The organism is Clostridium sp. (genome assembly GCF_047718555.1).
Taxonomy (GTDB): domain Bacteria; phylum Bacillota; class Clostridia; order Clostridiales; family Clostridiaceae; genus Clostridium_I.
The window spans coordinates 1-25199 of the sequence record NZ_JBDNRK010000034.1 but is presented as its reverse complement, the minus strand read 5'-3'; the positions used below and the strand labels follow the sequence as shown (position 1 = coordinate 25199).

25 protein-coding genes are annotated in these 25199 nt (G+C 29.5%); 16 read left to right on the top strand and 9 right to left on the bottom strand.

The features are described 5' to 3' along the window. The gene (locus tag ABF633_RS13645; protein WP_415524438.1) at positions 1–759 is read left to right on the top strand and encodes a hypothetical protein; all 759 of its coding nucleotides are present in this window, start codon (positions 1–3) and stop codon (positions 757–759) included. Positions 760–784: 25 nt separating this feature from the next. Beyond that, the gene (locus ABF633_RS13640; RefSeq protein WP_415524437.1) at positions 785–1813 is read left to right on the top strand and encodes a CotS family spore coat protein; all 1029 of its coding nucleotides are present in this window, start codon (positions 785–787) and stop codon (positions 1811–1813) included. 77 nt (positions 1814–1890) lie between these two features. On the opposite strand, the gene ABF633_RS13635 is transcribed toward ABF633_RS13640, so the two are convergent. Further along, positions 1891–3018, bottom strand: a complete 1128-nt coding sequence (locus tag ABF633_RS13635) for a glycosyltransferase family 4 protein (RefSeq protein WP_415524436.1) — start codon at positions 3016–3018, stop codon at positions 1891–1893. Positions 3019–3253: 235 nt separating this feature from the next. Here ABF633_RS13635 and ABF633_RS13630 point away from each other — a divergent pair, with 235 nt between their 5' ends. The 5 genes from ABF633_RS13630 (at position 3254) to ispE (ending at position 9601) form a co-directional block, all read left to right on the top strand. Beyond that, a complete protein-coding gene (locus ABF633_RS13630) occupies positions 3254–4258 on the top strand; it encodes a CotS family spore coat protein (protein WP_415524435.1) in 1005 nt (334 codons plus the stop codon). A 116-nt stretch (positions 4259–4374) separates the two neighbouring features. Next, positions 4375–5352, top strand: a complete 978-nt coding sequence (gene yabG / locus ABF633_RS13625; protein ID WP_415524434.1) for a sporulation peptidase YabG — start codon at positions 4375–4377, stop codon at positions 5350–5352. Between the two features lie 394 nt (positions 5353–5746). Next, complete coding sequence (locus tag ABF633_RS13620) at positions 5747–5983, top strand: Veg family protein (RefSeq protein WP_415524433.1); 237 nt, start codon at positions 5747–5749, stop codon at positions 5981–5983. Between the two features lie 839 nt (positions 5984–6822). Next, a complete protein-coding gene (locus tag ABF633_RS13615) occupies positions 6823–8385 on the top strand; it encodes a DUF3794 and LysM peptidoglycan-binding domain-containing protein (RefSeq protein ID WP_415524432.1) in 1563 nt (520 codons plus the stop codon). Positions 8386–8758: 373 nt separating this feature from the next. Then, on the top strand, positions 8759–9601 hold the full coding sequence (ispE, locus tag ABF633_RS13610; RefSeq protein WP_415524431.1) for a 4-(cytidine 5'-diphospho)-2-C-methyl-D-erythritol kinase: 843 nt from the start codon (positions 8759–8761) through the stop codon (positions 9599–9601). A gap of 168 nt (positions 9602–9769) precedes the next feature. On the opposite strand, the gene ABF633_RS13605 is transcribed toward ispE, so the two are convergent. The 4 genes from ABF633_RS13605 to ABF633_RS13590 all read right to left on the bottom strand — a co-directional run bounded on the left by ABF633_RS13605 (position 9770) and on the right by ABF633_RS13590 (position 12114). Next, a complete protein-coding gene (locus ABF633_RS13605) occupies positions 9770–10654 on the bottom strand; it encodes an HDOD domain-containing protein (RefSeq protein ID WP_415524430.1) in 885 nt (294 codons plus the stop codon). 91 nt (positions 10655–10745) lie between these two features. Then, the gene (locus ABF633_RS13600; protein WP_415524429.1) at positions 10746–10952 is read right to left on the bottom strand and encodes a hypothetical protein; all 207 of its coding nucleotides are present in this window, start codon (positions 10950–10952) and stop codon (positions 10746–10748) included. Positions 10953–11021: 69 nt separating this feature from the next. Continuing rightward, the gene (locus tag ABF633_RS13595; RefSeq protein WP_415524428.1) at positions 11022–11615 is read right to left on the bottom strand and encodes an HDOD domain-containing protein; all 594 of its coding nucleotides are present in this window, start codon (positions 11613–11615) and stop codon (positions 11022–11024) included. A gap of 76 nt (positions 11616–11691) precedes the next feature. After that, entirely contained in the window at positions 11692–12114 is a 423-nt protein-coding gene (locus tag ABF633_RS13590) for a LysM peptidoglycan-binding domain-containing protein (RefSeq protein ID WP_415524427.1), read from the bottom strand. A 238-nt stretch (positions 12115–12352) separates the two neighbouring features. Between ABF633_RS13590 and spoIIR the strand changes: the two genes are divergently transcribed. Continuing rightward, on the top strand, positions 12353–13054 hold the full coding sequence (spoIIR, locus tag ABF633_RS13585; RefSeq protein ID WP_415524426.1) for a stage II sporulation protein R: 702 nt from the start codon (positions 12353–12355) through the stop codon (positions 13052–13054). A gap of 44 nt (positions 13055–13098) precedes the next feature. Here the strand turns inward: spoIIR and ABF633_RS13580 are convergent, their stop codons facing one another. Next, complete coding sequence (locus tag ABF633_RS13580) at positions 13099–14253, bottom strand: MGDG synthase family glycosyltransferase (RefSeq protein WP_415524425.1); 1155 nt, start codon at positions 14251–14253, stop codon at positions 13099–13101. A 288-nt stretch (positions 14254–14541) separates the two neighbouring features. Here ABF633_RS13580 and ypeB point away from each other — a divergent pair, with 288 nt between their 5' ends. The 3 genes from ypeB to ABF633_RS13565 all read left to right on the top strand — a co-directional run bounded on the left by ypeB (position 14542) and on the right by ABF633_RS13565 (position 17707). After that, positions 14542–15915, top strand: coding sequence for a germination protein YpeB (gene ypeB, locus ABF633_RS13575; RefSeq protein ID WP_415524424.1), 1374 nt, complete (start codon positions 14542–14544; stop codon positions 15913–15915). Between the two features lie 149 nt (positions 15916–16064). Then, the gene (locus ABF633_RS13570) at positions 16065–17096 is read left to right on the top strand and encodes a D-alanine--D-alanine ligase family protein (RefSeq protein ID WP_415524423.1); all 1032 of its coding nucleotides are present in this window, start codon (positions 16065–16067) and stop codon (positions 17094–17096) included. A 194-nt stretch (positions 17097–17290) separates the two neighbouring features. Further along, positions 17291–17707, top strand: coding sequence for a DUF1934 domain-containing protein (locus ABF633_RS13565; RefSeq protein WP_415524422.1), 417 nt, complete (start codon positions 17291–17293; stop codon positions 17705–17707). Positions 17708–17841: 134 nt separating this feature from the next. Here ABF633_RS13565 and ABF633_RS13560 read toward each other — a convergent pair whose 3' ends face one another. Continuing rightward, positions 17842–19440 carry a CTP synthase gene (locus ABF633_RS13560; RefSeq protein WP_415524421.1) on the bottom strand — a complete coding sequence of 533 codons (1599 nt, stop codon included), beginning with the start codon at positions 19438–19440 and terminating at the stop codon, positions 17842–17844. 323 nt (positions 19441–19763) lie between these two features. Next, positions 19764–20057: a ribose-5-phosphate isomerase gene (locus tag ABF633_RS13555; protein WP_415524420.1), complete on the bottom strand. Its 294-nt coding sequence runs from the start codon at positions 20055–20057 to the stop codon at positions 19764–19766. Between the two features lie 346 nt (positions 20058–20403). On the opposite strand from ABF633_RS13555, the gene ABF633_RS13550 reads away from it, so the two are divergent. From ABF633_RS13550 to rho, 3 genes are all read left to right on the top strand, one after another. After that, on the top strand, positions 20404–20751 hold the full coding sequence (locus tag ABF633_RS13550; RefSeq protein WP_415524419.1) for a hypothetical protein: 348 nt from the start codon (positions 20404–20406) through the stop codon (positions 20749–20751). 110 nt (positions 20752–20861) lie between these two features. Continuing rightward, complete coding sequence (locus tag ABF633_RS13545; protein WP_415524418.1) at positions 20862–21020, top strand: hypothetical protein; 159 nt, start codon at positions 20862–20864, stop codon at positions 21018–21020. A gap of 465 nt (positions 21021–21485) precedes the next feature. Next, positions 21486–23144, top strand: a complete 1659-nt coding sequence (rho, locus tag ABF633_RS13540) for a transcription termination factor Rho (protein WP_415524452.1) — start codon at positions 21486–21488, stop codon at positions 23142–23144. Between the two features lie 72 nt (positions 23145–23216). Here rho and rpmE read toward each other — a convergent pair whose 3' ends face one another. After that, positions 23217–23429 carry a 50S ribosomal protein L31 gene (gene rpmE, locus ABF633_RS13535; RefSeq protein ID WP_415524417.1) on the bottom strand — a complete coding sequence of 71 codons (213 nt, stop codon included), beginning with the start codon at positions 23427–23429 and terminating at the stop codon, positions 23217–23219. 172 nt (positions 23430–23601) lie between these two features. Here rpmE and ABF633_RS13530 point away from each other — a divergent pair, with 172 nt between their 5' ends. After that, entirely contained in the window at positions 23602–24186 is a 585-nt protein-coding gene (locus tag ABF633_RS13530) for a thymidine kinase (RefSeq protein WP_415524416.1), read from the top strand. 2 nt (positions 24187–24188) lie between these two features. Further along, entirely contained in the window at positions 24189–25166 is a 978-nt protein-coding gene (locus tag ABF633_RS13525; protein WP_415524415.1) for a DUF1385 domain-containing protein, read from the top strand. The last annotated feature ends 33 nt before the right edge of the window (positions 25167–25199 follow it).

Below are 25199 nucleotides of genomic sequence, written 5' to 3'. Positions count from 1 at the left end.
ATGCTAGAAGGTGGAGTATCTTCCTTGCAAGAATGTTTAAGTAAAAACAATATTAAATTAGTAAAAGATGATAATTTCAATGATATATTAGGTGATATTACAGAGGATAAGGTCTTAGAACAAATAGATACTATGTACCTTTTCCATAAGGCAGTATTAAACTGTAATGAATCTGCTTCTAAGTTAATTCCTAATAAAATAGGCAAAACTGTTGAAAAATACAAAATGCGTATAAAAAATTTAAAAAGAGACTTAAAAACTTTTAAAGCTAGGAATTCTTTAAACCAATTTGAAAATATGGTGATTCAGAGTTCAGATTCCTATTTAAATAGAGCGGAAAAATGTATTGATATAGTGAATCACTGTAATTATATAGGCTTAGTTAAAAGAAGTATGAGAAGATTTGAAATTTGTCTTGGAAACACCTATTTTGATAATCTTAGAAAAGGTAATGAAATAGAAATAAATAATTTTAAAAAATGTGCTTATAATATGCTGGAAATGGACGGGGTATATTTAATTAATAGACTTAAAAGAAATGGAAGCCACATAGATTTAGAAAAAATAATAAATTATTTTTGTAAAGTGGAGGGATTTGATGATAATAGCAATAATTTTATTAAGGCTTTAGTATCTTATCCGCATGTATATATGAAGTGTTGTGAAAGATACAGGTTAAGTAAAAAACAGTGGGATATAAATGAGTATGTTATGAGTCTTAATAGAGCGATAGAGCAAGATGGTAATAGCATTCTATAGCATTCATTGATAGGAGGTTAAAGCAATGGTGGATTTAGGATATAGGGATAGAGCTTATCTGTCTAAATACGATTTAGATGTGAAACTTTTTGAAAAATTTGATTTAAAAGTTTTAGATTTGATTCCCATAAGAAAAGTATTTTTAATTATTACTGATAAAGGAGATAAAATATTAAAGAGAATAGATTGTACTCTAGAAGAATTTGATTTTGTAGTTAAGGCTTTAGAATATATAAGTACAAATTTTAAGCGTGTTATGGGCTTTGAAGATAGCGTAGATGGTAAAAAATATGCAGAGTGGAAAGGTGAATTCTATTGCATTATGAATAAAGTTGAGGGCAGAGAATGTGAATTTAGCAATCCTGTAGATTTGGCGGTTTCTGCTAAGGGGTTAGGTGAACTTCATAAAGCATCCGAGGGTTTTAGATATAAAAATTCTAATAAAAATATATGCGGTAATCTTTTGAAAAATATTAATAGAAAAAAAGAAGAGATGCTATTTTTTAAGAGGATGGTAAATCTTTATGAAAATAAAGCAGAATTTGATGATATTTTTTTAATGAATGTAGATAATTATATAAAGAAGATTGATGATTGTTTAACATTTTTAAATAAAACTTCTTATTATAAGCTTTGCAGCGAAGAGGACAAAATAGTATTGTGTCATCATGATTTGGCTCATCACAATATAATAATCAATGATGATGATGCCTATTTTGTAGATTTTGATTTTTCAGTAATTGATTTAAAAATTCATGATCTATGCAACTTTATTAATAAGGTAACAAAGGATTTTTCTTTCGATATGGATAAGGCGAAGATTATTTTAGATAATTATTGCACTGCTAATACATTAAATAAAAATGAACTCAATGTATTGTTTGGCATGCTTACTTTTCCAGAAGATTTTTATGATATATCTAAAGATTATTATTCTAAGAGAAAAGATTGGGAAGAAAAAATTTTTATATCTAGGTTAAAGAAAAAAATTCATTTTGAAGCAGATAGACAGGAATTCCTAAAGGAATTTAAACAAGAAATAGATAAGTTTTAAAAAATTAGTATAGAAAGTTAAAAGTTCTTTAAATCTATTAATTAAGATATAAAGGACTTTTAACTTTTGTATATGTCTTAAAGACTGTTTATTATTTTTTTGTAAGCGGTTAATGTGGAAACAGCTGTATTTTCCCAGGTTAATTTTTGATTTATATTTAAGCCTTTGTAAATCAGCTCACATCTAAGCTTACTATCTGTTAGACCTCTGTATAATGTATTACAAATTTTATCTTCATCTTTTGGATCTACTAATAGGGTACAGTCCTTAAGTACCTCAGGAAGGGATGTAACATTTGAAGCTACCACAGGTATACCGCAGGCCATAGCTTCAATAGGTGGGAGCCCAAAGCCCTCATACAGTGATAGATAAACAAATAGTTCCGCTGAGTTATATAAATAGGGCATATAATTTACAGGAATAAAACCAGGAAATATAACGTTATTTTCAATGTGAAGTTTTTCAGCACAGCTTTTATAATTTTCGTAGGATTTGCCCTTAGTACCTGCAATAACCAGTTTTAAATCTTTTGTGGTTTTTGATAAAAGCTTTTCAAAAGCTTGTAGAAGACCTATTATATTTTTCCTAGGACTAAAACCACCAACATATAATATGAAATCACCAGTTATCCCATAATTATTTTTAATGATTTCCTTGCTCATCTTTTTATTTAACGGTTTGTATATATTTTCAGCAGCAAGATAGGTTACATATATTTTATTGGTTGGAAAGTTAAATGCTTTTGCTATATCATCCTTTGAGAAATTAGATACCGTTATGATACCATCACAGAGAGAAACTATGTTTGGCAGTTCTTCATTAAAAATATGAAGATATCTGTCACTTACGGTTTCCGGCATTTTATAGGGAATTACGTCATGCAAAGTTATAACAAAAGGACATATTTTATCTAGAGGTATACCTACTCCATTTTGTGGAACATGATATAACTGTATATCCTTGTTGCTTAAAATATTAGGGACATTAACTTGATCCCAAAAATTGCTGCTGACGTTTTCGTTTATATTATTTATTTTAAATTTTTCAGAAAAATTTATATCTATATTTGAATTGTCAGGCATAAATAATAAATAATCATTGGTGGTGTCGATTTTATTTAAGCAATTTATTAATTGATAAGTATATGTGCCAATGCCAGTACCCCTATACAATTTGGCGGCCCGCGCATCTATTCCTATTTTCATAATATATACCTTTCGTAATTGGTTCACTTTAGTATATTAATATGAGCAGTAAAGTGTTAATGATTTTGTGTATATTAGGCAAATAATGAATTTAGTATGGTGTTATATTTAATGAAAAATTATAAGATATAAATTGAGAGCTGTTCAAATATATGATGCTTTATAACTTGTACAATAAACTTATTCTAAAAAAGTAATAATAATCATATACATATTTCTATGGGGGGTGATTAAGATGATGAGGGAATTTGAAATAGAGAGGCAATTTGATCTGAAAATCGAATCTATTAAACCCAATAGAGGAGTATATTATTTAAAAACTAATAAAGGTAATAAATGCCTTAAGAAGATAGATTACGGTATTCAAAAGCTTCTATTTGTTTATTCTGCAAAAGAACATCTTATTTCAAAAGAATTTACAAAAGTGGATAGATATTGTTTAAATATTGAAGGTAATCCCTATGCACTTGTAAATGAAGATATATATACACTTTCAGAATGGATTGAAGGTAGAGAATGCAATTTTCATGAAATAGAAGATTTAACAAATGCATCTCAAACCCTTGCTATATTACATGAAAAATCAAAAGGATATGAACCACCGGAAAATAGTAAATTAAAAACGGACCTTGGGAGATGGCCTCATCTTATGGAAAAGAGAGTTAGATCCTTTGAAAAAATGAGAGATATGGCTAGAAAAAAAGGCAATAAAGCACAATTTGATTTGAATTATATTAAAAATTATGATTTTTTTAAACAAATTGGGCTAAAAGCTATAAAGATCTTAAATACTTCTGAATATATAAATTTATGTAAGAAAACTGAGGAAGAAAAGGGCTTTTGCCACCATGATTATACCTATCATAACATAATTATAGATAGTGAAAATCAAGTTAATGTCATTGATTTTGATTATTGTAAAAGGGAAGTTAGGGTATATGATCTGTCAAATTACATGATGAAGGTACTAAAGAGATGTGACTGGGATATTAAATATGCTAAGCTTATAATTGATTCCTATAATAAAATATCACCTTTAGAGGAATATGAGTACAGAGTATTATATGCATTTTTACTTTTTCCCCAGCGATTCTGGAGACTTTGCAATAGATTTTATTATAATGAAGTTAATTGGGGGCAAAGTACCTTCAATAATAAAATACAAGAATTAATAGATGAAAGAGAAAAATTCAATAAGTTTATTGATGATTTTAGAGAAATGTATAATCAAAAGGAATAAAAGATTATATGATAATTAATTAAGTCATGTAAGTATAGAAATTATATTTTACATGACTTTTAACATTTCATCATTGTATTTCATAAAATATAATAGTAATTTTATGGAGTGAAGTTATGAAAATAGGTGATACTGTAGTAAGAAAGTCTTATGACAAAGATATAACTTTTAAAATTATTGACATTAAAGATACAGATAAAGGTAGTATATATATACTTAATGGCGTTAATTTAAGAATAGTGGCGGATGCTCCTTTAGAAGATCTTGAACAAATTGATGAAGACAGTCTTGGAGTAACTGACATAGTGTTTAATAGAAAGGTTAATGAATCTATAAAAAATATAATTAATTCTAGAAATATCAGCAAAAATACTAAAAGATATAAGAGTAATAGAGATAGAAAAAATACTAAAGATAATAGAGAAACTAAAAGTAAAAGAAATAGCAGGGGAAGCGAAATAGCTAAAAGCTATAATAGAGACTTAAAAAAAATTAAAATTACCACCATTGATAGCAGCGATAGTATGGTATTTAGCAGACCAGGTAAAATACTTCATGTAGATGGGGATGCCACCTATCTAGAGGTTTGTATTAAAGTGTATAAACAGCTATCCATTAATGTAGTGGGAAAAGTAATTCCTGAAAGTAGGCAGCCGGAAGAAATAGTTAACATTGTGAAAGAAGTTAAACCGGATATAGTAGTAATAACAGGGCATGATGGAGTAGCTAAAGGAGTAAAAGATTATTTTGATCTGAATAATTATAGAAATTCAAAATACTTTGTTGATTCTGTATCAAGATTAAGAGACTATGAACCTAACTATGACGATCTGGTAATATATGCAGGAGCATGTCAATCCTGCTACGAAGCAATTCTAGATGCAGGTGCTAATTATGCAAGTTCTCCTGAAAGAGTACTTATACATTGTTTAGATCCAGTTTTTGTATGTCAAAAGGTTGCATATACAAATATAAACGATATTGTAAATATACGGGAAGCGGTTACTAATACTATAACGGGAGCCAAAGGAGTAGGAGGACTTCAAACTAGGGGTAAATGTAGAGAAGGCTATCCAAGATCTACTTTTTTTTAATAAGCTAGGTATCTCGAAGAAGTTGGTTATCTTGGATAAAATATTTGTGGTAGCTTTATTATGATATTTTATCCGATGACTACCCACTCTAATACTCCCATCTTCTTCAAAGTGGAAGTAAAGAGTGGCTATGTCCCTGGATAACGACTTCTAAGCATCAGATGGAATAAAAACTCCACCTGATGCCAAGAATTCTGTTTATAGTAAGTAATAGAGAAATAACAAGTGAGACAGGTATAAAATGGACCTCAAGCTTAAATATAACTTGAGGTTTATTTTATTAACAAAAAATTTACCTTGACAACTTGTATTATTTACTGTTAAAATAATAAGTTTATTTGACATAAATAAATTTATCATGTATAATATAAGATATGGAAAGAGGGTGTTTTGCATGGAAAAAATGAATGTTTTAGATTCCATTAAAAGAAATATTGAGGATCACTTGGGGGAAAAAGTAGTACTTAAAGCAAATAGTGGAAGAAAAAGAGTTGTGGTCAATAATGGAATTATAGAAAAAACCTATCCTAGTATATTTGTAGTTAGATTAGAATCAGACACCCAAAGGAAGGTGACTTATAGTTATTCAGACGTGTTAACAAAGACAGTTCAATTAGTTTTTGCAGTATAATAAAAAACGATACTAATATTAGTATCGTTTTTTCATATTGAAAGGGCACCATGGTACAATAATTTATTAAATCCACATTGGGTTAGGCATGTGAAAATAAATAGTAAGTCAAAGATGCGACGAATATTTTGAATCCAACAAGGAAGCAGGTTCCGAGGATAGTGGGCTATCTGAGGGTTCTGCTGACGCAGTAGGATTCAAAATAGGCTAGCATACTGACTAGTTATTTATTTGAATATGCCTTATATCCTTGAACATATTAAGTTGAGCTAATATGATTTGTTAAATAAAAAATGAAAGTTTTATTATAATATAGAAATAAAAAAGAAAGATGGTGGGTTCCATCTTTCAACTATGGTATAAAAGGGTATTGAGAATTTATGAGAGGTTATATGGTCAATAACCATTATCTATAATACGTCATATTATGAACTTTGTCAATAAGTTTAAATAATTTATAACGTAAAAGCTAGTAGTATATAAAGGAAAATGATGAAAACCAAATAAATATGTAGAAATATACAAGTGATAAACTATATATTTCTACATATTTCAATAGTATTTAAAATGTATAAAGCTAATTTAAATTATACATTTTACTAATAATGACCAATAAATATTATTTGAATAAAATGTTTATTTCAATAGTGAAAGTGATTTATTGATACACATTAGAAATACTCGTTGAAATATATTTATATACATATAATAATTAAAAAATAATTATAAAGTTATCATATTTGTGATGAAATGCTTATATATATTATATTAGGCATCTTTGAAAAAATAATGAGTTTATTTATTTTCAAATGCCTTAGGTATTTCATAGGGGGGATAACATGGCTATAGAATTAGTTAAAGAAAATATAGAATATGAACAGTTACTAGGGGAAAATACAGCTGATACAGTGGTACAGGAAGAATACATTATACCAGATACTCAGCCAGATGTGTTAAAGGTACTCATGGTAGATGCAAAGCCTTCTATATTAAATACAGAAGTAATGCAAGACAAGGTATATTTAGAAGGTCAAGTAGAATTTGATGTGGTATATTTGGGGAAGACAGAAGATGGCACAGAAATCTGCGGAGTTTCGTATTCAGCTAAATTTAGTAATTATGTAGAAATAGAAGGCGCAGCCCACAAAATGATTTCTGATACAGATTATTATGTAGAACATATTGATTGTAACGCAGTAAATGAAAGAAAGATAGCAGTTGAGGGTATAATCAAATTAAAATCAGAAGTGTATAGTAAAAATGAATTAGAAATAGTTAAGGATATTACAGGATTAGGAGATGTGCAATTTTTAAGAAATCCCACTTCTATTGATAAAGTGGCTGGTAACACATCAGTAGATTTAGTTGCTAAATCTCATTTACAAGTTCCTATGGAAAATCCTCAAGTTGGGAACATACTAAAATACGATGTTAATATACACAAAAAGCAGGTTAAGCTGTTAGAGGGAAAGATAAGTATAGAAGCCTTTGCTGAAATCAATGTTTTATACAAGGGAAAAGATACTGCAGATGTATTCCATTTATCTGATGATGTGCTTTTAAGCCAGGAAGTTGAGCTTGAAGGTGTAAATTCAAACATGAATGTATTTGGGGAATTTACTGTTGATGCTACAGAGTGTAATATAAAGGAAGATGATTTAGGGGAGAATAGAAATATTGATATAGAAGCTCTAGTAAAAGCTAATGTAAAGGTCCAGAGTAAGGAAAATGTGGATGTTATACAGGATGCCTATTCACCAGATTTAAATCTTAAAATAGAAAAGAAGGATTATGAGTTTAATTTGGTATATGGTCATGCAAATACTGAAAATATAGTTAAAGAAAATCTTGAAATTAAAGAAGAAAATGCAGTTCCTATTGAGGTGATTTTAGCTGTGGGCAAGGTTTCCATAACTGATAAAAAGTTATTGGAAGATAAATTATCAGTAGAAGGAATAATAAATGTTTCTGTTATTTATAAGACAAATGATGAGAAGAACAATCTAAGTTCCTTAAATGAGGATATTCCTTTTAGTTCTACTGTGGATATACCAGGAGCTAAAATAGAGATGAGTTCTATTGCAAAAGGTGATTTGGATAGTCTAGAGGCTTCCATTGAGGCAAATACGATAGCAATTAAGGCCATTGTATCTGTACGTGGAAGAGTGAATTATAATTCCAATAAGGATTTTCTTATAAATATAGTTCCACTGGAAGGTGAAAAGCCTAAAAAGAAAGCTAGTGTTACTATATACACAACTCAGGCAGGGGATACACTATGGAAAATTGCAAAAGTGTACTTTACAACTGTTGAATCCATAGTAAATATTAATGGTATAGAGAATTCGGATTACGTTTTACCAGGACAGAAACTTATAATTCCAGGAAGAGCTGTTATATAGCTCTGATTTGAACATGCCTAATAAGGCAAATTCATATAAACAGAATTCTTGGCATCAGGTGGAGTTTTTATTCCATCTGATGGTTAGAAGTCGTTATCCAGGGACGTAGCCACTCTTTACTCCCACTTGAAGAAAAGCAGAGAACCAAAATCTTAGATTTTGTGTGAATCGCTTTCACAGAGTGCGATGGAAGTGTTAGAGTGGGTAGTCATCGGATAAATAACTAGCATCTTTGACTTACTATTTATTTTCATATGCCTAAGTTAAATATATAATTGATATTTGTATCAACAAAAATCCTTTTAGCACTATATGTGTTGGAAGGCTTTTTTGTTATAATGTAAGTAATATAATGATTATATGGAGGCTAACCATGTTACTAAAAGCATATGCAAAAATAAATATATCCTTAGATATAATAGGTAAAAGAGAAGATGGATATCACTTGTTAAAAATGATAATGCAAGCAATTGATTTATATGATGTGATGAATATAAATAAAATAGATAACGGAATAAAGTTAAGCTGTGACAAACAGTATGTACCTACTGATGAGAAAAATATAGCTTACAAGGCTGCAAAGCTTTTTATGGATACCTACAATATAAAATCAGGAATTAGTATTGAAATAAATAAAAATATACCAGTAGCAGCAGGACTTGCGGGAGGAAGTACAGATGGAGCAGCAGTTTTGCGAGCTATGAGAGATATTTTTAGTATTGATGTAACTGATGAAGAGCTTATGGAACTTGGATTAAAATTAGGTGCAGATGTGCCTTATTGTATATTGGGTGGAACTGCGCTTTGTGAGGGAATAGGTGAAAAAATTACGCCTCTAAAATCGTTTAAGAATAAAATATTAATATTGGTTAAACCGAATTTTGGAGTATCTACAAAGGAAGTGTATAAGAATTTTGATATAGAGAGGGTCTTTAAACATCCGGATATGAATAGCTTAATAAAAGCTATGGAAAGGGATGATTTAGAATTTATAAGTAATAACATGAAGAATTTGCTTGAAAATGTTACTATTAGAAAATACAGTATGTTAAAAAATATTAAAGATTCTATGCTTAGATATGGAGCTTTGGGTTCCATGATGAGTGGAAGTGGTCCCAGCATTTTTGGATTTTTTGATGATATGTTAAAAGCACAGTGGTGTTTTGAAGGTATGAAAGAAAAATATGAAGAAGTATACATAACTAGAACTATATAAAATTCAGGTCTAGAGTTGGTTTCAAATTAGTATGTATTAAATAAAGATTAAAATTCTTATTCTACAATTTACATTGCAGAAATATTTAATCAATTGAACGTTTACACATGATTATATAGTGAATAGATTATTAAAAAATAATCTATCACAAAATCAAAGATAGAAATTTTAATTTGCTATCTGTGGATTGAAAATTGATGTATTTAGTACCTTTAGTATTTCTTCAACTTTATCTGGTAGTTCTTTGCTGATTTTTTCAATATCCTCCATTGTTATTCCTAAAGAATCAGCAACTGTTTCATTTAGTACGTAGAAAGTATTAAGACATAATAATTTTTCATAATACAATGTGCTAATTGAATCAGCTATGCTCATAACATTAACTTCTTCTATATATTCAGTTGCAAGTAAAGGTGTATGATGGTAGGTTATTGCGGCATTAACATCCTTTGGTAAATTCCATTTTTCACATAACCAGTTCCCGATATCAGAATGGGTACAACCTTCCATGACTGTTCTCTCAGCAACAATTTGATGGACTCCTTTTAACTCTATTTTTACAACTTCATTAATGATACCAGGCAAACAAATGTCAAGTACAGCATTTCCGATATCATGAACCAGTCCATAGGCAAAATACTTGTATTTATCCTTTAGCCCTAGTTTATCAGCTATAGCAGTAGCAGCTATAGAGGTGCCTAAACAGTGTTTTAAATACTTAACTCTATCAATCGCATCTGACCTCCCTAGGTTATCAGGAAGTAAGCATTTAATTAAATAGGATAATACTAAACGATGGATGGTTGTTGTTCCCAAATACATTATGGATTCTTTTAAGCTAGAAACTTTTTTTGGTATTTTGAAATAACCTGAGTTTATAATAGTGAGAAGGGATGTTTTTAAATTTGGCCATTTTGATATTTCATCTACAAGTGTATCTATGTCAAAACTATTTGAAGTTTCCAAAATAGAAATTATATTAGTGAAATCTTTGTTTATTTTAGGTAATCTATTAGACTGCTCAATATAGTTGATAATTTCTGATTTATTCATATATAAATACCTCCTTGTATATTTATTATACTATAAGTTCATTTAGTTTGAAAATATTTTATGAATTACTAGATTATAGAGTAAATGAATTTTAAAGACAAGCTTCTATGGCTACGTTACTAAAAAAATTATCAATTTTATTTGGTAGTGAATTGCCGATTTTTTCTACATCCCTCATTGTAAGGCCTAGATACTTCATTGTTTCTTCGTTTATTATGTAAAAATTGTTAAGATATAATAATTTTTCATAGTATAAGGTATTTATAGAATCTGCTAAATTTACAATGGCAACTTCCATTTTATACTTAGTCTCTACTAGAGGATCGTGGTGATGTGCTACTATAGCTTATATATCTTCTGGCAAATTCTATTTTTTGCATATCCAACTTCCTATTTCGCAATGAGTACAGCCTTTCATTACTTCTCTTTCAGCAACAATTTGATTGACACCTTTTGATTGTATTTCTGTAACCTCATTAATAATTCCAGGTAAACAAATATCAATGGCTGCATTTCCAATGTCATGGATTAAACCGTAAGCAAAATACTTATATTTTTCACCTATATTTAGTTTTTCGGCTATATCAATGGCTGCAATGGAAGTACCTAAACAATGCTTCAAATATTTATCTTTGTCAATTTCATCTGATCGTCCTAAATTATCTGGAAGTATAGATCTTATCATATAGGCTAATACCAATCTTTTAACTGTATTAAGACCTAAATACATTATAGAATCTTTTAGGGTTTCAGCCTTCCTTGGCATTTTGAAATTTTCTGAGTTTATAGTTGTGAGTAGAGATTTTCTTAAATTTGGACATATTGATATTTCATCGACAAGTTTGTCTATACTTAATTCATCTGAAGTATTTAACATAGAAATTATTTTAGAAAAATCTTCATTTATATTGGGAAGATGTTGAAATTGATCCATGTATGCAATAATTTCTGATTTATCCATAATATGTACCTCCTTTATAATTACATTATACTACAAAAACTGCAAAATTAATTAGTAATATGTAAGTTGAAAAAGATTAAATAAAAAATTTTCGCTTCGAAGGTATTAATATTTTTTGCCCGGGATATAATACTTTCTCTATATTATTTTTGCTTTTTATAATTTCTGAGGTTCTCCAGGGATTGCATTCTGGAAGAAATTGCTCTGATATTGTGAGTAAGTTATCTCCTTTTTTTACAGTGTATAAAATATAATTTGCCCTTAAAAATATATATGCATCGTATAACCTTATGGAAATAAGCATTAAAATGCAAATAATAGCAACAATTATAGCTAGTAATATAAATTTTATCGAACTGTCATTTCTGTGTTTAAACAAGGTGAAAATAATTCCAATTTCCAATAGAAGAGTAGAAAATATACCAACTCTGAATGTTCTGTTCTCCTCATCTGTTTTATTTATGTTAAGACTTAAAAACTTAATTATAATTTTTTTCATAAGTCGTAGAACCCCTTTTAGTTATATATGCTAAGAATTGTAATTTCATATTAATTAAATATATAATTTTAATTGAAACTTATATATTATAGTTACTATATTGTGATAATAATATTTATTATTTTTATCATAATTATGAATTTATAATCTCCAGAAAAAAACTTTTTTTATTAGAATGAATATAAATAGTATTTATGTAAATAATTAACAATATAATTATTGATTTGGGGGATTATTTATGAAAAAAGTTTTGATATTGATGGGAATAATGTTAATTAGTACTATGTTTATTTGGAATTATAGTAAAGATAAAACTTATTTTACTGCAAAGGTTGAGGCAAGAGAAGTAAATAAACAAGCTAGCCAGCAAAGTATATCTGAAAAAATAATAAGATTTCATGTTTTAGCTAACAGTGATTCTAATGAAGACCAAGCTTTGAAGTTAAAGGTTAGGGATAAAGTATTAGCTTATATTGCTCCTAAACTGAGTAACTCTAAGAGCATTGAGGAATCAAGAGAGTTACTTAAAAAATACGATAAAAATATTAATGAAATAGCTGAGAGCGTAGTAAGAGAAAATGGATATAATTATGCCGTTAAGACAGAATTGAGCTATGTGGACTTTCCTGTTAAGTCCTATGGAACTATAGTGCTTCCACAAGGACGATATCAGGCTTATAGAATTTTAATAGGCAGTGCTAAAGGACATAACTGGTGGTGTGTAATGTTTCCGCCTCTTTGCTTTACTGATATTACTAAAGGTAATGTAGAGGTTGAAAAGACTCAAGATGAAATGAAAGGTGCTTTGACTAAAGATGAATATGCACTGGTAGATAATTCAAAAAATAATAGTGAAAATACCAATAATAAAATAATAGTTAGATTTAAGTTGTTAGATGAGCTAAAAAAATTGGTAACTGATATAAAAGATAAAATATAAAAAATAAGGGGAGAATGCTAATATAGAATCCTTCCCTTTGCTTTTTATATTTCATTTTTCATAATAGCAATTTCTCTTCTTTTAATAAGATCGTTTATAACATTAAAAATATTATATCCGCAGTTAGGCTTTGAAAATTTTTTACAGTTATGTTTCATTATTTTTAAAGTTTCAGAGGAACATAGAAGTTTTTCTATTTTTTCTCTGCAATTGCTGCCATCACCTATACTTATAGCAAGATTATGCTTTAATAAAAACTCCTCATTTTTTTCTTCTTGTCCAGGAATTGGGGAAAAAAGAACTATGGGTATTTGACATATTAAGGCTTCAGATATAGTTAGACCACCTGGTTTTGTAATGAGAATATCACTACATTGCATGTATTTGTTCACGTCTTTGGTGAAACCTAGTATTCTAGTATCTACATTAGAAGTCTTTTTAATAGACATAAGTTTTGTATAAAGTTTTTTATTGTTACCTGCAACTACTATTATCTGAATATTTTTAGTAGAATTTGCTATCTGAGAATATATTTCCGAAATTCTGCCCATACCAAGGCTTCCACCCATCATAAGTATAACTTGTTTATTAGGATCTAATTCTAGTTCTTTGAGCGTATCATTTCGGTTGTATCTATCAAAAAAATCAGAGCCTACAGGGATACCTGAATCAAATATAGAATCTCTATTTATGCCTCGATGCACCATTTCTTCTACCATATCATTATTAGAAACTATATAGGAATCAACTTGTGGATATATCCAAAAGCTATGAGGCGCATAATCTGTAATTATGCAAACAATAGGAATATTAAGTTTATTTTTTTCCTTTAGTATTGACACCATTTCTACTGGGTACCAGTGAGTACATATTATTATATCGGGCTTAAACTTTTCTATGGCGGGTAGTATTTTATGAGCCATAATCTCAGTTAATTTATTTTTAAAGGATGATATACCAGCATCTTTATCAGTGTTTTCTGTAAATCTATAAATTTTGCCAAAAAGCGAAGGAGTAATTTTTAATGTATTAAGGTAACCACCTATCAAAACTTTATTTAAAATTGGATTTATATATTTTATCGTATCTAATATCTTAATCTCCGAAACTGGTTCAAACTTTAAGATATAGTCTTTAAGTGCAAGAGCTGCATGCTTATGCCCCCCGCCTGCTGAAACTGAAAGTATTAAAGCTCTCATTATTTTCACCCTTCAATTAAATTAAACTCAAGTATTAAAATTATACGTGTACAACTTATATTATACAACTTAGGCGTTTGAAAATAAATAACAAGTGAAAGGATGTATGATTTATTTTACAGATATATTATATCGTAAAATATTAATTTAATTATATAAGATATAAAATATGAGATAAAGTATAAATATTTTACAAAGATTATAACTATAGAGATTATATGATGAATAAGGAAAAGTAAATTACAAATAATAAGAAATAAGGAATATAAAATAAAGGAGAGCTTTGCAATGAACACAACTAAAAAGAGAATAATATATACTATAGCAGTAGCCTTAATTGTAGTATTTTCAACCACATTTGCAATTCTTATGACTCTAGAGAGAATTGATTATAGAAATTATTTAATGGGAGAATACAGTAAAAGTATGTACCAATTAATAAATTCAGTTGAGAATATAGGGAGTAATTTAGCTAAAGTGCCAGTATTAGGTTCAAAGGATCAAGATATTGTAGCCTTAGAAGAGATATTTAGATATTCTTCTATAGCTAATGACAAGCTGCATTCACTGCCAATTGATGAGCAGCAGTTAAGTGGAACAAGTAAATTTATAACCCAGGTAGGAGATTTTTGTTATACATTAGCTAATAAAACTACTCAAGGAGTAGAACTTTCAGATGAGGATATAGCAAAAGTTGAAACTCTAAAAAAACAGGCATATACTCTTGAAAACCAATTAAAAAATGTACAAAACGATATAAATAATGGTGATGTAAAATGGGGAGAAATAAGAAAAAAGGCCAGCGGGGTGTTACTTTCCAGTAATGAAAATGCAGTATCTACTAGTTTTGAGAGTATACAAAAACAGATAGTTCAATATCCTTCGCTGATATACGATGGACCATTTTCAGATAACAATCTAGACATAAATCCTAAAATTAATTCTTCAAAAGATGTTACAGCAGCTGAGGCAGAAGGTGTTGTGAGAAAAGCTATTGGGAATGAAAGGATAGAGAGTATTGAGAGGCAAGAGGATGTAAATAAACAGAAAATTCCTTGCTATAGTTTTAATGTTAATATAAAGGGACGAAAAAACGATAATAAAGTATCCTGTGAAATTACAAAAAAGGGTGGTATGATATATTATATTCTAGATAATAGAAATATCGACAAACCTACTATAGATGTAAATAAAGCTCAGGATATAGGCAGTAAATATCTAGCTGATATGGCATATACCAATATGACGCCAACTTATAGCCTCGTTTATAACAATACTGCTATTGTAAGCTATATTTATAATATAGGGAATGTGGCAGTATATACAGATCAGATAAAACTCAAAATTGCGCTGGATAATGGGAATATAATTGGTATGGAGTCTGCGAAGTATCTTACAGCTCATGATAGGGAAAGAAAAATACCTGATGAAAATAGTCTTATAAGTAAAGATAAGGCACAGGAAAAAGTAAGTAAAAGATTGGATGTTACATCCTCAAGGCTGGCTATAGTGCCTACTGAATCAAACAAGGAAGTCTTGTGTTATGAGTTTGTAGGTAATTACAATGGAGATTCCTTTATTGTCTACATAAATGCTCAAACTGGATATGAAGTAAGAATACTGCAGATAAGAAATACACCAAATGGTAAACTGACAATATAATATTTTATATGAATTCAATTATGATATAATAGAACCGCAGAAGAAAAAAACTGGGCTTACTGTGGTTCTTTTTTTAATTATAGAGAAATTGTAAAATATAATAAAGGATAATTATTTGAATATTATTAAGGTCAGAGGAGAGAATTTGTATGAAAAAGAAAATAGCTGTATTATTTGGTGGAAAGTCAACTGAACATGAGGTTTCAAGAGTATCAGCAGCATCGGTACTTAGAAATATTGATATATCTAAATATGACGTTTATCCAATAGGGATAACAAAAGATGGTCAATGGTTTGAATATACAGGAAGTATAGATAAAATAGAGAATGGCCAATGGGAAAAAGATGAATATTATAAGAAACCGGAAGGTCAAAAAGTTTTATTTAATAGAGAAGCGGATGTAGTATTTCCTGTACTCCATGGGTTATGTGGAGAAGATGGTACTGTACAAGGGCTGTGCAGGCTTATAGATATCCCCTGTGTAGGACCTAATGTTATGTCTTCAGCAGTGTGCATGGATAAGGTATATACTAAATATGTATTGGAACATTTTGAAATAAAACAGGCTGATTATGTAGTGGTAACAGCAGTAGAATATGGTGTTAACAGAGATAATATAATAGACGCAATAGAAAAAAAATTAAAATATGATGTATTTATTAAGCCTTCTAACAGCGGATCTTCAGTGGGAATTACAAAAGCACATGATAGAAAAGAATTGATAGATGGTATAGAGGAAGCACTAAAATACGATAGAAAAGTTTTAGTTGAAAAAGCTATTAATGCTAGAGAAGTAGAAGTAGCTGTTCTTGGAAATGACAAACCAAAGGCTGGAGTTCCAGGAGAAATTCTTCCTGCAAAAGAATTCTATGATTATGAAGCAAAGTACGAAGATGTAGAATCAAAATTATTAATACCAGCAGATATGAATGACGCTGAATTAGAAGAAATAAAGAAGCTTGCTGTAAAAATATATACAGCTTTAGATTGTGCAGGTATGGCAAGAGTTGACTTTCTAGTAGATAAAGTGACTTCAGAAATATATTTGAATGAGGTTAATACTATTCCGGGATTCACTAAGATAAGCATGTATCCTAAAATGTGGGAGGCTGCTGGTAAGGCATATAAAGATTTGATTAGTGAACTTATAGAATTTGCTATAGAAAGAAATAATAATTAGTATTTAAAATATGTCTTAGGCATGTGAAAATAAATAGTAAGTCAAAGATGCGACGAATATTTTGAATGATACAAGGAAACAGGTTCCGAAGATAGTGAGCTATCTGAGGGTTCTGTTGACGCAGTAGGATTCAAAATAGGCTAGCATACTGACTAGTTATTTATTTGAATATGCCTTACGTTAAGGAGATAAAGATGGAGAAAAAAGCTATTATAACCATTTCTAGTATACAGGGAGATAAAGAAGAAGATTCCATACAGGTTGTTACTCCAGGAATTTTTTATTTAAAGGATGATTTCTATTGTGCTGTTTATGAAGAAACAGAAATATCCGGTATGCAGGGTACAACTACTACTCTAAAAATAAAACCAGAGGAACTCATACTATTAAGAGAAGGAACTACTAATGCTAATATGCATTTTGTTTGTGGAGAAAACAATTTATCTATGTATGATACTCCTTATGGAACTCTGAAAATGGAAGTGGATACAAAAGAAATAAATATAGATGTAAATGAAAAAGGTGGAAGTATCTCTGTTAAGTATGATATGAATATATCAGGCCAGATGGTTTCGGAAACCTCTCTTGATATAAATATAAAATTGCAATAATACAGGTTAAGGCTGATTTAATAATTACATTTAAAATAGTAAAACACTATGAAAATCTATTAGCATTAAATGTATCCTCCGGTACAGGATGCATTTTATTGCATAAGTTTCATAGTGTTCTTTAAAATTTAAATTTATTTCAATGAGGCTTTAATAAAATCTCTGAAAAGTGGATGAGGTTTATTTGGTCTTGACTTAAATTCAGGGTGGAACTGAACTGCAACAAACCAAGGATGATCCTTAAGTTCCACAATTTCTACTAATCTTTCATCAGGACTTGTTCCTGAAAGTATGAGACCTTTTTCTATTAAACTAGTTCTATATTCATTATTAAATTCATATCTATGTCTATGTCTTTCGTATATAACCTGTTCGTTATATGCTGCCATGGCATTTGTATCCTTAGATAATTTACATGCGTATAGTCCAAGTCTCATTGTACCGCCTTTTTCATCGATATCCTTTTGATCAGGCATTAAATCTATAACAGGATGTTTAGTATCAGGAGCTATTTCTGAACTGTGAGCATCTGAATAACCTAGTACATTTCTAGCATATTCTATTACTGCACATTGCATTCCAAGACAGATCCCAAGAAATGGAACTTTGTTTTCTCTTGCCCATCTTATAGATTCTATTTTACCTTCAATGCCTCTATCTCCAAAGCCGCCAGGTACTAATACGCCATCTACGTCTTTTAAAATATCATTAACATTTTCAGCAGTAACGTCAACGGAGTTTATCCATTTTACATTTACGTTTGCTCCACTTGCAAGACCACCATGACTAAGTGATTCTACAACTGAAAGATAAGCATCGTGCAATTCTACATATTTACCAACTAAAGCTATAGTAACTTCTTTAGATAGATTTTTTAATTTTCCTACCATTTCTATCCATTCAGTATTATCTACATCATTGCAGCCCAGACTAAGTTTTTCACATACTAAATTATCTAGGCCCTCTTTATGAAGTAATAATGGAATTTCATAAAGATTTTCTGCATCTAGATTTTGTATTACAGCTTTTCCATCTACATTACAAAACAATCCAAGTTTATTTCTCACATCTTCAGATAGTTCTTTTTCAGTACGACATACTATTATATCAGGTTGAATACCAATACTTCTCAACTCTTTAACTGAGTGCTGAGTTGGTTTTGTTTTTATTTCTCCGGCTTTACGTAAGTATGGTACAAGTGTTACGTGTATAAAACAAGAATTGCCGCTTCCAACTTCATATTTTATTTGCCTTATAGCTTCTAGAAAAGGAAGTGATTCAATATCTCCAACGGTTCCACCTATTTCAGTTATAACTACATCTACATCTTTTTCCTTAGCAACCCTATAAACTCTATCTTTAAGTTCATTTGTTATATGGGGAATTACTTGTACTGTACCACCGAGGTAATCGCCTTTTCTCTCTTTGGATATAACAGACCAATAAACCTTACCAGTAGTAACATTACTATTTTTGCTTAAATTTTCATCTATAAATCTTTCATAATGTCCAAGATCCAAATCTGTTTCGGCACCATCATCAGTAACGAAAACTTCTCCGTGTTGATATGGGCTCATAGTCCCTGGGTCAACGTTTATATATGGATCAAATTTTTGTATAGAAACTTTTAATCCTCTATTTTTAAGCAATCTTCCAAGAGAAGCTGCTGTTATTCCCTTGCCTAATGATGAAACAACACCACCGGTTACAAAAATATATTTAGTATTTTTCATTTAATATCCTCCCATGTATAAATAGTTATAATCAATGAATCTCACTTGGAGGAGGTTTGTAATTCCTCTAAGTTTAGATGAATTATCCAGGAACATGTCGCTGTTATCGTCCTCTTTGGAAAAGAGGAAGTATTAAAGCCACTAGTCATCGGACAAATTAATGAGTATAATATAAAAAATTAGTTGACAAACACAGAAAATAAATCTATAATAGAAATTACCCTACAAAATATTTATAATGGGATTCCTGTGTTCTTACTAACATAAATAATATTGTATCATATTCGATTACGTTTTTCTACATTTTTTTTTAATTTTTTATTTTATAAAGATTTTTTTATGTCATCTTCTATTTCAAAATATTCATCTCGGAATTCTTTATTTATAAAAAACTTCTCTTTTGCTTTTTTTAATCCATAATTTAAAGATTTTTTGCTGTAATCTGGAAAATAGCTATTTATTACATCTAAATCTATGCATTTGTATTTTTTTAAAAGTAATAAAAGAATATATTTACAATCTCTGTCCTTCAATATTTTCAAAAGCTCATCTTGAGAAATATTTTTATAATCACATACAAACTCAATTATTTTTTCATATTTACTATTAATTTTCATAAATTACACCTCCTTTCAATTATTATCCAAATGCAATAAAATTAAACTTATATTAGAGATTCTAGAGGTGAAAATTTGTTTATAACTACTTATTGTGGTACTTTCCTGAATAATTGATTTAAATTAATATTTTTTGTTGAGTTTAAAGGGATTTTTAAAAAATTATAGAATAAATATATATAAAATAATATGATCATATGTTTTATTTGATAGCCTTAGTTTGGATAAATAATTCACTTAAGTATTGATATAGATATATCTGCCTTAAAATTTTTTGTAAAGATTGTTATATCATTGCTCATAGATTAGTTGTCGAACTGGGGATAGTATAATGGGGGTGTGAAGTTTGTTGTTATATGATACCAACTTAAGTCTCGCTTTGAAAAGTGAAATAGGACAATATGAGGTTAAAGATTTTGTATTATTCCAAGTAAAGAATGGCAGTAGTAAATTTGAAAATCTATACATTAAATGTACTAAAAATAAGGAAATAAGATTTAAAGTTAAATGTCCATTATGTAACAAGTATCATTATTATACCTATAGTTTAGATGTCTTTTTTAAAAGAGAAATGATTATAGGTGGATGTGAACTTTTAGGGGAACAAATATTTTTTATTGGAAAGACTAAAAAAGTACAGGAAAGAATAAATAAATATATGGATATTAGAAATAAAATGTATGCTATGTTATAGACATGATGAAAATATATATCATAGTTTTAAACATAGTAACTTGAAAATTTATTAGGTTATGATATCATTAGATTAGTGCAAAGTGAATACTTATCATATTGGAGGGAAATATGGACGCGGATATGGAAAAGTGTGAAGATGATTTAAAAGATCTTTGTAATAATATGATTTATTTATTAAATGAACTTAAAGATAAAGGACTAATGCAAGAAGAGGAATACGAAAGACATATATATCTCAAAAAAAAATTTTTAAATAATACATATTAATAAGAGTATAATAAAATAATTTATATTAATAATTTTAAAACAACAGTATAATACAATTTATATTTTTATGTGCCAATATTTTTATGCCTTTCTATATAATTTTCTATATATTTCTTTAAATTTATGATTTATCTGATTAAGTTCTCTATTTTAGGCAATTTCTCATATGGATATCTGTAGAAATAAAATAAAACTAATATGCTTTTGATGTAATTTTAAATAGCTATTGTCTTAATATGCTTTTAAGGGTATTATTATATGGATGGAAATTTTTAAAGTATTAAAAAGTTTTTATTGTTTTTATGGATAATACGAAAAAAATAGGTTATAATCTATAAAAGTTAAATTTCATATCTGATAATTCTTTGTAAATTCCCTAATGATTAATTTAAAATATAATATGGAGGTGTTGTCTTTTTGTTTAGCGTTGACTTGGAAAGCAGGACTCTTATACAGCTTAAGGAAATGGCAAAAGGGCTGGGAATAAAAAATATTTCAAAATTTAAAAAGAGAGATCTTATTGAGGAAATTAAAAAGGTTTCTCCGGTTTCTATAGAAAAAGATGGAGTTGTACTTAGTGAGAAAATATCTCCTAAAAAAAATGAAAAAGCAGCTCTCATTACCAATAAAAATAAGAATAACGATTTAAAAAATAAAGTTGATTCAGAAGTTAAGAAAAAAGAAATATTAAAAGTGGAAACAGACAATGTACCAAAGGTAATTGCAAAGGAAACTGAGGTTAGCAGTAATGGAGCGGAAAATACTAACAACAAAGTAGAAGTAGTTGAAGATAAAGAAAATGCTAATATCAGAGGGGAACTTAACAAGGAAGAAGCAACTAACGATAAAGCAGAGTCTACTAAGAGTAAGGTAGGGACTATTAGGAATTATGAAAGAAAAGAGCCCCAAAATTTTAAAAGTAATTTTGACCAATCAAGAAATACTAATGAAAAATATGTAAGAGAAGAAAAAGATGATAAGTTTAAAGAAATGGTACATGAATCCAATTCCGCCAAAGGAGTTTTAGAATTAGTAGACAATAATAATTTTGGATTTTTACGTGGAAAAAATTATTTGACTAGTCCGGATGATATATATGTATCCCCTTCCCAGATAAGAAGATTCAATTTAAAAACAGGAGACGAAGTTGAGGGTAAAGTCAGAATACCTAAAGAAGGTGAAAAATTTAAAGCACTTCTTTATGTGCAAAGCGTAAATGGAGAGAATCCAGAAAAGGCAGTAGGCAGAAAGCCTTTTGAAACCTTAGTTCCTATTTATCCTAATAAAAGATTGAAATTAGAGAAGAATGAAAAAGAATTGGCAACTAGGCTTATGGATATTATGTCTCCTATTGGAAAAGGACAAAGAGGTCTTATAGTTGCTCCGCCTAAGGCTGGAAAAACCACATTATTAAAAACAGTGGCGCAAAGCATATCTTCCAATCATCCAGAGGTTAAATTAATAGTGCTTTTAATAGACGAGAGACCGGAAGAAGTTACTGACATGAAAGAGTCTATAAAAGGTGAAGTTATATATTCCACCTTTGATGAGGAACCAGAACATCACACAAAAGTTGCATATATGGTTTTGGAACGTACTAAAAGAATGGTTGAACAGGGTCAGGATGTTGTAATCCTTTTAGATAGTTTAACTAGACTTGCAAGAGCCTATAATTTAACTATAACGCCTACGGGAAGAACCCTATCTGGAGGTCTGGATCCTGGTGCATTGATAATGCCAAAAAAATTCTTTGGAGCGGCTAGAAATATAAAAGAAGGTGGAAGTCTTACTATACTTGCTACAGCACTTGTGGATACCGGAAGCAGAATGGATGATATGATTTTTGAAGAATTTAAAGGGACAGGTAATATGGAAGTGCATCTTGACAGAAGACTTCAAGAAAGAAGAATTTTCCCTGCAATTGATATTTATAAGTCAGGAACTAGAAAGGAAAAGCTTCTTTTAGCCCAGGAAGAGTATGATGCATCCTATTTGATTAGAAAAGTATTATATAATGAAAATAGCACTCAAAGTGTAACGGAAAAGCTAATAAATCTTTTGAGTGAAACTAAGAATAATAAGGACTTTGTAGATATTATAAATAAAGAAAAATGGGAAAGATAAAATCTTTCCCATTTAAGGCATCTTTGAATTTCTATTTTCAGATGCTTAATATTATTACTTATACTTAAAATACTATTCCTCTTCTGATAAGTTGTATTTCTTTCTGAATTTCTCAACTCTACCACCAACGTCAACTAATTTCTGACGTCCAGTGAAGAAAGGATGGCATTTTGAACAAATATCTACTTTAAGTTCAGCTTTAGTTGAACCTGTTGTAAAAGTATTTCCACATGCACATTTAACAACTGCATCATGATGATACTCTGGATGTATGCCTTCTTTCATATTTTTCACCTCTTTCAATACACGATAAATAACTACAATATCAACTTTGCTATTATATCACATGTATCCAAAGCTCGTCAATATATGTAAAAAAACTACTCTTTAATAAATTGCAAATTTCTGTTAGAATATATTATGTCTATAGTTCATTAATTGGGGAGGAAAATATCATATGTATGGACCGAAGGATCATGGCTGGATAGAAATAATAGTTGGACCAATGTATAGTGGAAAGTCAGAAGAATTGATAAGAAGAATAAGAAGGGCAAAGATTGCAAAGCAAAAGGTCCAGGTATTTAAACCTGAAATTGATAATAGATACAGTTTAGATGATATAGTATCACATTGTGGTGAAAAGGAAGAGGCTATTGCTATAAAAAATAGTGAAGAAATACTTGAATTTTTAAAAAAAGATGTAGATGTTATAGCAGTGGATGAGGTGCAATTTTTTGATGATAATATAATTGACATTTTAACAAAGATATCAAATGGTGGGAAAAGGGTTATATGTGCAGGATTAGATATGGATTTTAGAGGAGAACCTTTTGGTTGTGTGCCAAAGCTTATGGCTATAGCAGAATTTGTAGATAAATTACAAGCAATATGCATGTGCTGCGGTAATCCGGCTACAAGGACTCAAAGACTTATAAATGGTAATCCTGCAAATTACAATGAAGCTATAATATTAATAGGGGCTAAGGAATCCTATGAAGCACGATGCAGAAAGTGTCATAGTGTTCCGAAAGATGAGGTGTGAATATGGATGAAAAACATTCCGTAGGTGGTCAAGCTGTAATTGAAGGCGTAATGATGAGAGGCGCTAAGGGTATTGCAACTGCTGTTAGAAAAGAAGATAATACCATTGAATTGAAAATTGAGAAGATAGTACCTTATGCTAAAAGAAATAAATTTTTTGCACTTCCTATTATAAGGGGCTTTGTATCCCTTGTAGAATCTATGATTATAGGAATAAAAACTTTGAATTATTCGGCTTCTTTTTTTGAGGACGAAGAAGATAATGAACCTTCCAAATTTGATGAATTTTTAAATAAGATATTTAAGGATAAAACTAATGATGCATTAATGGCAATATCCTTATGTATATCAATTGTTTTTGCTGTAGGAGTTTTTTTCGCATTACCTACTTTTGCAGCTAATATATTTAAAAATTTAAATGTTCATAATACTGTTATTCTGAATTTACTAGAAGGAGTAATAAGGGTAACTATTTTTATTTTGTATTTATATTTAATTGGGAAAATGAGTGATATACAAAGAGTTTTTCAATACCATGGAGCGGAGCATAAAACTGTATTTTGCTACGAGAACAATGATGAATTAACTCCAGAAAATGCCTCAAAATACTCTAGATTTCATCCTCGCTGTGGAACAAATTTTTTGTTTTTGGTTATGATAATAAGTATATTTGTTTTTTCGCTTACGGGTTGGAATTCGCTTATTTTTAGAATCATTTCAAGAATAGTGCTGCTGCCTATTGTATCAGGAGTAACCTATGAGGTCATAAGGTGGATGGGTAGAAGTAATAATGGATTGTCGAAAATATTTTCATATCCAGGATTAATGCTGCAAAAACTTACTACCAGAGAGCCAGACTATAGTCAATTGGAAGTTGCTATTAAAGCTCTGAAAGGAGCAGAAGGCATAGTGGATTCAGAAAATGCAGATGAGGTAGAAGATAAGAATTGTGTAGAAGATAAGGCATATGAAAATAAATAGTAAGTCAAAGATGCGACGGATATTTTGAATCAT